Source organism: Desulfofundulus sp. (genome assembly GCF_049701015.1).
Lineage (GTDB): Bacteria > Bacillota > Desulfotomaculia > Desulfotomaculales > Desulfovirgulaceae > Desulfofundulus.
This window is the reverse complement of record NZ_JBNATZ010000324.1, coordinates 1-2,407: the sequence shown is the minus strand read 5'-3', so window position 1 is coordinate 2,407 and position 2,407 is coordinate 1. Positions and strand designations below refer to the sequence as shown.

At 55.6% G+C, this 2,407-nt stretch carries 2 protein-coding genes; both read left to right on the top strand.

All coding sequences use genetic code 11. The annotated features are described in order from the left end of the window. A partial coding sequence (locus ACPLUI_RS13890) for a 4Fe-4S binding protein (RefSeq protein ID WP_424660840.1) occupies positions 1 to 147 on the top strand: 147 nt, incomplete at its 5' end. 29 nt (positions 148 to 176) lie between these two features. Then, positions 177 to 2,201, top strand: coding sequence for an NADH-dependent [FeFe] hydrogenase, group A6 (locus ACPLUI_RS13885; RefSeq protein ID WP_424660839.1), 2,025 nt, complete (start codon positions 177 to 179; stop codon positions 2,199 to 2,201). The last annotated feature ends 206 nt before the right edge of the window (positions 2,202 to 2,407 follow it).

Below are 2,407 nucleotides of genomic sequence, written 5' to 3'. Positions count from 1 at the left end.
AAGGGCTGCGGTTTATGTGCCAGGAACTGTCCGGTGGAAGCGATCACCGGTGAGAAAAAACAGCCCCATACCATTGATATTGTTAAATGCATTAAATGCGGCACCTGTATGGAGAAATGCAAGTTCGGCGCCGTTTACACTGCCTGATATCATGACGAAAGGAAGTGCCAGCGGGTATGTCCACAGGGAGAGTTACCGTAGATGGTCATGTGGTGGAAATAAATGATGCCAGGAACATCCTGGAAGTAGTGCGCCGTGCCGGTATCAAGCTCCCCACCTTTTGCTATCACTCGGAATTGAGCGTTTACGGGGCCTGCCGCATGTGCATGGTGGAGGTGGAAGGCCGGGGACTGGTTGCCTCCTGTTCTACTCCTCCGTCCGACGGTATGGTTATTCATACCAATACACCCCGTACCCGCCGGTTGCGCCGCATGATTTTGGAATTGCTCCTGGCCAACCACGACCGGGAATGTACCAGTTGCGAGCGTAGTGGGAGCTGCAAACTGCAGCAGCTCGCCCGCCAGATGGGGGTTACGGAAGTTCGCTTCGGACAGCTGGATAAAAAGATGCCGGTAGATCGTACTTCTCCGGCCCTGGTCAAGAACCCCAACAAGTGTATACTTTGCGGTGACTGCGTGCGCATGTGCAAGGAGGTCCAGGGACTGGGGATCTGGGATTTTGCCTTCCGGGGTTCCAAAACCCTGGTAACCACCGCCTTCGGAAAAGCTTTGAGCGAAGTAGCCTGTGTTAACTGCGGTCAATGTGTGGCCGTATGTCCCACCGGGGCGCTCACGGTCAAGTCGGAAGTAGGTGAAGTTTGGGATGCCATCCAGGATCCGGATAAAGTGGTGGTGGTGCAGGTTGCTCCGGCGGTAAGGGTGGCCATCGGTGAGGAATTTGGCCTTCTGCCCGGGGAAAAGGCAACCGGGCAAATGGTGGCTGCGCTGAAGAAAATAGGTTTTGACCGCGTGTTTGATACTCTCTTTACTGCCGATATGACCACTATTGAGGAGGGTATGGAGTTGCTGGGCCGGCTGGAAAAGGGCGGCCAGCTGCCCCTGTTTACCTCCTGCTGTCCGGCCTGGGTGAAATATGCCGAGCAGTTCCACCCCGACCTCCTGGATAATTTATCGACCTGCAGGTCTCCCCAGCAGATGTTCGGCTCCCTGGTGAAGAAATATTACGCCCGGGAGATTGGCAGGAATCCGTCTGAAGTGGTTTGCGTATCGGTAATGCCCTGTACGGCTAAAAAGTTTGAAGCCAGACGGCCCGAATTCGCCACCGAAGGCGTGCCCGATGTAGATTATGTCCTCACTACCGTGGAACTGGCCCAGATGATCAGAGAAGCGGGCATTGTCTTCAACGAGCTGGAACCGGAAGTGTTTGATAATCCGCTTGGGATGGGCTCCGGTGCGGCAGTTATCTATGGTGCCTCCGGCGGGGTTATGGAATCGGTGGTGCGCTTTGCTGCGGCCCAGCAGTCCCCGGGTGAGGTAGGACGGGTGGATTATTACCCGGTGCGGGGTATCCAGGGAATTAAGGAAGCTGAACTGGAGTTCGGTGGGCAACACCTCAAACTGGCGGTGGTCAACGGCCTGGCCAATGCGGAAAAGCTCATCAAGCGTATCAAATCGGGAGAAGCTTTCTACCACGCAGTGGAAGTGATGGCCTGCCCCGGTGGTTGTCTTGGAGGCGGTGGCCAGCCTTATCCCAACAACACCGCTGCCCGGCTGGGACGCATGAAGGGCCTTTATGCTCTGGACCGGGCGGAACAGCTGCACAGGCCACAGGACAACATTTATGTCACCAGGGCCCTGGAACGCTGGTTTGGCGGCCCGGCCAACGCCAATACCCATCATGCCCTGCATACCCGCTATTACCCGCGGCGGCGCATCAGCGGCAAGCCTGTGGAGGTCAGTGAACGGAGAGACGGCCGTCCGGTTGAAGTGGCGGTCTGCGTGGGTACCAACTGCTACCTGAAAGGTTCCTACGACATTTTGAACAAATTCATGGAAATGGCCCGGCAGATGGGTATATCCGATTATATACAGCTTAAGGGTACGTTCTGCCTTGAACATTGCGACCGGGGAGTGAGCATTAAAGTCAACGATGAAATCATTACCAACGTAACCCTGGATAACGCCGAAGAGGTTTTCAAAACCAGGATCGCCATTAAGGCCGAGCCACCCTGGGTGGTTTAAGGAAAGCAGTGCGACAAGGGACGGGGCAGGAACCTCGTCCTTTGTCGTAGAATAGACACCCATGACGCTTGTAAATATTCAGTAGAACCGTTATGACAAGGATGCGGCGCTGTCTGGAGCGAACGACTTGCGAAGCGCCGGTAACAGCACCATACGCGTGGTAAAAAAGGGGTTTAGCGCCGCCTGAGCCTCCTCCTCGCTCATAC

What these genes read in the sequence shown, in the direction of transcription:
- ACPLUI_RS13885 (WP_424660839.1), top strand. Translation starts at nt 177, where the DNA reads ATGTCCACAGGGAGAGTTACCGTAGATGGTCATGTGGTGGAAATAAAT.